A 6,690-nucleotide genomic window follows, 5' to 3' on the forward strand; every position below is an offset into this window, starting at 1 on the left:
ACGATCGTTTATTTTAGTCATCAAAAGTCTACATTTTTTTTCAATCTTCCAAATTTTTTCAAAATAAAAAACTCCTTGATTTTCAAAACTTGTCGTATTATTTTGGAGAAAAATGCTCCAAACCCGCATCCAGCCTAAAAATGACTAAAAAAAAGGATCGTTTTCGGTCGTCAAAATACAGAAAATCACACTTGTTAACTACTATTTGTAAGCGTACATTGTATAGGGTAAGTTAATAGAGCGATGATAGGGTACAGAATTTTATTTCAATCAATAAACTCATTATTAATGCTTTAATTAAAAATGTTATGAAGAAAAGATTACTTATGTTACTCGCTGCCTTTATGGCGGTGACGAGTGTGGGGTGGGTGCATGCGCAAGAAAACGCCACACAAAGCACAAATGGAAAATTGACTGCTGAAGATGTTGGAACAGGTAAAGATTTGCGTAAATACGTTTATGCAAATGGAAATCCTATCACAATTACGGCAAAAGGTGAAAAAGGTGTAACCATTAAATCCGGCGAGGAGGATATTCTCGAGTATGAGAATGGTGCAATTGTAATTCTTTTTGGTGGTAAAAAGAATGCTTTTGTTGAAACATCGACCATTACAATGGAAAGCGGTACTCTCCGTAATTTGTATGGTGGAGGTTATGGCGAACTATCGCAAAATGGGGGTGAAAAATCGGCCGATGTAAAAGGTTCTACTACTATTACGATAAAAGGGGGAACAATTGACAATATATTGGCAGCTGGAGGTCTTTATTATGCTAAATCTAAAGATGTAGTGATTGAAGTCAGTGGAAATGCCTCTGTTGCATATCCTTTTATGGGTGGTGTTGAATCTGGGTCTACCAAAAAGAATACAATAGAAACAACTTATGAAAATTCTGTAAATAGTGTAGAATCCACTAAATTTTCAATGACAGGTGGTAAAGTTACAGGATACATTGGCTGTGGTGGTGGCCAAGGCTATTCTTATTCTAAAAAGACAGAAGTAACTCTTGACGGAGTAGAAATTCCTACTTTATACGGAATTGCGTCTAATGGTCGTTCAGATAAGGTGACAGTGAAGGCAATCGGATGTAAGATCACAACTGAATTTTCGGCAATTAATCGGGGCCGGGTAGGAGTACTTGATATGACATTTGATGGTTGTGAATTTGGTGATAAAGTTGAAGGTTTTCTTGGTGCCACTGAAGGGTGGGCCAATTCGGACACCAAAACAACTGAAATACCGCAAGTTTTGGAATCTGTTTCTTGTACAATCGTAAATACAAAAAAGGGGGCACCGATTGTTCGAATAGGGCAGGGGCTTGATGCTGCTAATGTAAATTTAATAGGGGCTAAGGCTTATAATAAACCTTTTAAAGATAAAACAACAGGAACTGGTGGTACAACTTTCAATAGCTTTAATATCGGAAAAGATAAAGTCTGGAACTTCTATAATGGTTTGCTTACAGAAGATGCAACTTTGACATTGGATCAAACGAAAGACCATAAAGCAGTCTTAAATAATATGTTCTTTGCCGACGGTAAGGCTATTATGATTGAGGCACGTGGAGAAAGTAAAGAAGGTGTAAAGATTGGAAATGAAGAATATGACAAAACGCTTCAGGTATATGGTGGTAGCTATAAGAATGATGTAAATGGATCGACAAGCATTACCATGACTGGCGGTACAGTCAAAAATATATTTGGTGGTGGCTACGGCTCCAATAAAAAAGAAAATGATAACTTGAGTGCTGACGTTAAAGATGTAAGCATCAATATCACTGGTGGTATTGTTAGTAATTTGTTAGAAGGTGGTGGTAAATATCAATCTAAAGCAGATAATGTTGTAATCAGTATTTCAGGTGCAGACACAAAGATTGCTACGCTTTATGCCGGAGGTTATGATGCTGGATTAACATCGAATACACTGGAAACACCGTTGGCTGAATCTGTGAATGGTGTACAAACCGTTAAGCTGACTATGGAAGGCGGTGAGATAACCGAAGGTATCGGTTGCGGCGGTGGCCAGGGTTATACACGTACAGGAAAGAGCACTGTTAATTTGAAAGGTGTCAAAATTGCCGCTTTCTATGGTGTTCTTGCAAATGGCCGTGCAGATGATATCGAAGCAACGGTTACAAACTGCACGTTTGCAAAAGTAAACTCCTATTATGAATTTGCATCTGTAAATAGAGGTACGGTTGGGAATATCACTTGTACGTTTGATGGTTGTACATTTAATGATTTGGAGAATATCAATGCTTGCCTTGGGCCGATAAACGGTTGGGCTGACTCTGATACGGATGGAAAGATTATTCCGTGTGTTACCGGTAAGGTGAAATTCGAGTTCACAAATACAAGAGGGAATGCTCCTGTAATGCAGCTCGGACAAGGTTTGGAAAATGCCAATATCGAGCTGATCGGAGCGAAAGCGAAACTTGCTACGTTCACGAAGAAAACAAATGATAATCCGGCTATTACTATTTCCGAATTTGGAATAGCGGAAGGTAAAACTTGGACTTTCGATAACGACAAACCATTGTCAATCGATAAAGATATCACATTAAGCGGTAAGGGTACGATTAACGGCCATATCGTATTGAGTGGTGAAAACGTTACATTAGATGGGCTGACGGTGAATGCAACTTCTTTCGGTACACAATATGGCCATGAGAAGACAGTTGTTTTTGGAAACTGTGATAAGGCGACGATTAAGAATTGTAAATTGAATGGCTCCGCTGCTGATGCAAGTAAATATGTATCTAACGGCATTCAACTTACTACAAAGACAAGTGCAGCTGCATATACGATTACCGGTAATACGTTTACTGGTTGTAACGGCCTTGTAGGTAATGACGTTGCTATAAATATTCTTATCCAGGATGTGAACACTTCTAATGTTGACGACGCAGCAATTGCTCTGAAGAATACATACGATGACAAGAGTTTCGGTTATGTCCGTATGACAGCTAATGATGCATGGCAATATGTTTATGTAAATGGGGCTGATGACTATAAAGCAGCCAATGCTTTCTATTGCATGCGTGAAAAAGGCGGAACTATTGTTGCTTCGGATGTTATGAGCGATGGAATTTTGAACGAGTTGAATACAAATGATGATCCTTTCGAAATGAAAGGCAATATTTCAGCTACTTGCAAAGACGGTTATATCACAACCAATCAGGCAGAGGCTTCCAAGTTGTTGGCTGAAGGTAAGGCGGTGAAACTGTTGAAATATAATGCTGATGCCACTGGAGAAACTCCGAAGTATGCATATGCTGATGTTGCTGTCGCTCCGTTAATCATGAACTTGCCGGATAGCGTTGCCTTTGCATCTACTCCGATCAAATTGGCTTTCAATACAGAGAATGTGGTAGTAACAACAGAAAGTAATTTAGTTTCATTGACTGAAGATGGTGTTCTCTCATTCTTGAACCCCGGTGAAGTTGAATTGAAATTGGTAGTGAAGATAGACTCGAATAATGATGGTAAGATTGATGAAAGTGATACAGAACTTACAAACACCCAGAATTTGAAGATCACGAAACGTACTTTGACCCTGACGGCTGGTATTGTTCCGAACTATGGAGCAGAAAATAAGGGCGATTCAATCGTTTACAATGCAAAAGATGATGTAACCTTGAAATGGGATGCTGACAATATCGCAGTTTCCGGACTTCCTTGGGAAGCTGCTACCTCTGGATATTTCAATATCTCTACTACTCCGACAGGAAAACGTGCAAATAAGAACGTTGGGGATAAAGTTCCGGTTGAGATTGCAAATGCTTTGTTAAATACGGATTCAGCTAAACGTTATACCTTAGCTCCGATCACTTTCGTAACCGCTAAGGTTGTGAAAGCAAAGGCTACGGTAAATGCCAATGATGTAACTTATACATTTGGTTCAGAAAAACTGCCGACCTTTACGGCTAAAACTTCAAATTTGCAAGGAGGAGACGCACTTGACGGTACCTTGAAGTTCATCTGTTCCGCTACTCCTGATTCTTTAGTGAAAGATGGCGGTTATGACATTATGCCTTACGGCCTGACTTCCGATAATTATGCGATTACTTTTGGAAAGGGTACATTGACTGTTAAGGCTACTAATCCTAAGATTGAGATTGTAGATGCAAAGGTAACAGGAACAGCCGATGCTAAAACAATTACAGTACAGGCTAAATTAGTTCATGCCGGTGGCCTTAAAGATGCAGCAGTAACAGCTAAGGATGAAGTCGCAAATGCTGCCTCTAACGAAAATATCAAGCCGGTAGATGGCATTTATAAATATGAAGTGTCTTCGGCTGCAGCAGGAAAGCACACTATTACATTTACGGCAACAACAACTGAAGAATCTAACAATACAGGTACAGCTTCAATTGATGTAACTGTAGAAGCCGGTACTCCGCAGAACCTGGCATTTGACGACAAAGTTCTTTCTTCTATTGTCTATGGCGATAGCCTGGCTTTGATTGTATCGAGCGACCAGACGGGTGCAACAGGTAAATATACATTTAGTGTTGCGTCAGGTGCAACTATCAGTGCAAACAATGTTTTGAAACCGACAGCAGCAGGTGATGTTGTTGTAACAGTTTCTCGTGCAGCTGATGACAGCTATTCTTCTGCCACTATTACGAAGACAATCAAAGTAACTCCGAGACCGCTTAAAGCAGAAGTTGCAGCTTTCACGAAAAAATATGATGGCAATGTTACTGCAACAGTGCCGGCGATTAAGTTGTCAGCTGATTATAAGGTAATCGGTTCTGACCAGGTTAGCATTAAAACAGAAAACATTTCTGCCACTTATGCCAGCAAGAATGTCGGAACACATGCGATCACTCTTTCTACATTGGTACTGACAGGTAATCAATCCGAAAATTACATCCTGATCCAACCTACCGGCCTGAAAGGTGAAATTACGAAGAAGGACGCAACAGTAAAAGTGGACGATGTTACACGCATGTACAACCAGCGTTATACAAAGTATTCTTTCACTGCTACAGATTTGGTTACAGGTGAGTCTTTGTCTTCTGTTTATACCGGTAAATTAGATGTTACTGAAAATGAAAAAGATGGTACATTGACGTTGAAGATTGATGGTGGCTTATGCCAGAATTACAATCTGAAAGCTGAAAACGGAAAACTGACTATTACAAAAGGTACTCCGGTTGTGGTAGCTTATAAAGATGGTGAAACTCCAAAAGCTTTAGTAGTCGATCCTGCCGGACATCAGAACTTGAAAGTTTCAGAAACTGTAGATGTAAATGGATATTTCCAGGTAACAAGTGATGACGGTAGTGTTACAAATAGTGTGAATGCTATTACAACTGGAACTAAGGCGGTAAATGCTTTATCAACAACAAAAGCAAGCGATCCTGATTGGACTGGTTGGAATAGCAGCGATAAGGTTACTAAGATTGAATATGCTGTAACTGGTAATACGATTACTAAAGTAGATGGTTACGAATATTCATCTACCAGCTTAAACCGTTTGACTATTGATGCTGATGGTAAATTGGCCGCAAATGGTGTTGGTAAGGTTGCTATTATTGCAACAAATACTTCTACTGGTGATGTCAAAGTCAAACTGTATGAAGTAACTCCGAAGGAAATTACTTATGCAGCCGATATGAGCAAGACGTACGACGGCTTGACTCAAGCAACCGGTACTGTAACTTTAGATGGTGTAGTGAGCAACGATAACGTAGTATTGGATCTGGATGGCGTAACATTCAACTATGCTTCTCCGGCAGCCGGAACAAAGGCGATCAATCCTTCCCAGGCTCCTATCCTGACAGGTGCAGATGCAAATAACTATAATTTAGCATCTAAGGTTACGGGTAAGATTGATCAGAAAGCAATTAAAGTTTCAGCTCCGATCAGTGCATACTATACAGGTTCGAAAGACATGATATTAGACGAATTTACCGCTGAAGGTATATTGAGCAATGATATCGTAAGCCTGAGTGTAACTTTGGATAATGAAACGGTTGGTACGGCACGTAAGTTTAAATTGGAAGGTTTGGGAGGCGATAACGCTGCTAACTATACATTGTCTAATACGGAAGCTTTGGAAGGTACGATTTTGAAACCGACTATCATAGTAACGGTTCCCGAAACAGCCTCTTCTACAACTGATGCTAAAAACAAATTGACTTATACAATTCGTGAAACAGGTAAACCTGTTTCCGGTGCTGTATTTAGTGATGCTGTGCAGGTAATATCATTAGGTAATAATGTTTATCAGGTAAGCACAAAAGCAGAGGATCCGAACTTCTCTTTGGTTTATACAAGTAACTCAATTGGCTACAAAGCTGCCCCGACTCCTCCTTCCGGTGGTGGTGACGAAGGCGATGAAACTGTTACAATCTCCCTGGATGCAACAACAAAGACGTTGCCGCGTACTGAAGAGTTTGTACTGAAAGCAACTGTATCTCCTTCCGATAAGACCGTGACATGGAGCAGCAGCGATCCGACGATTGCCAGTGTGACAGCTAACGGAAACAGTGCAACAGTGAAAGCTCTGAAGGTAGGTACGGCAACGATCACAGCTAAGATCGGTGATGTAACAGCCACTTGCGAAGTGACTGTAGACTTTGCTACCGGCCTTGAAGAAGCCCTTGCCAATACACAGGTATATGCAAAACAGGGTAGTATTTATGTGAATCCGATTCAGCCGCTGCAGCTGACGATTGTGA

Annotated in this window: 1 protein-coding gene; it reads left to right on the forward strand. The window is 40.3% G+C overall.

The genetic code is table 11. The annotated features are described in order from the left end of the window. Positions 1-344: 344 nt before the first annotated feature. Positions 345-6,690: YDG domain-containing protein (locus DW083_RS21585; RefSeq protein ID WP_147382178.1), on the forward strand; the 6,346-nt coding region annotated here is incomplete at its 3' end.

The sequence above is a fragment of the Parabacteroides sp. AF48-14 genome, assembly GCF_003477465.1.
In the GTDB taxonomy this organism is placed as follows: Bacteria; Bacteroidota; Bacteroidia; order Bacteroidales; family Tannerellaceae; genus Parabacteroides; species Parabacteroides acidifaciens.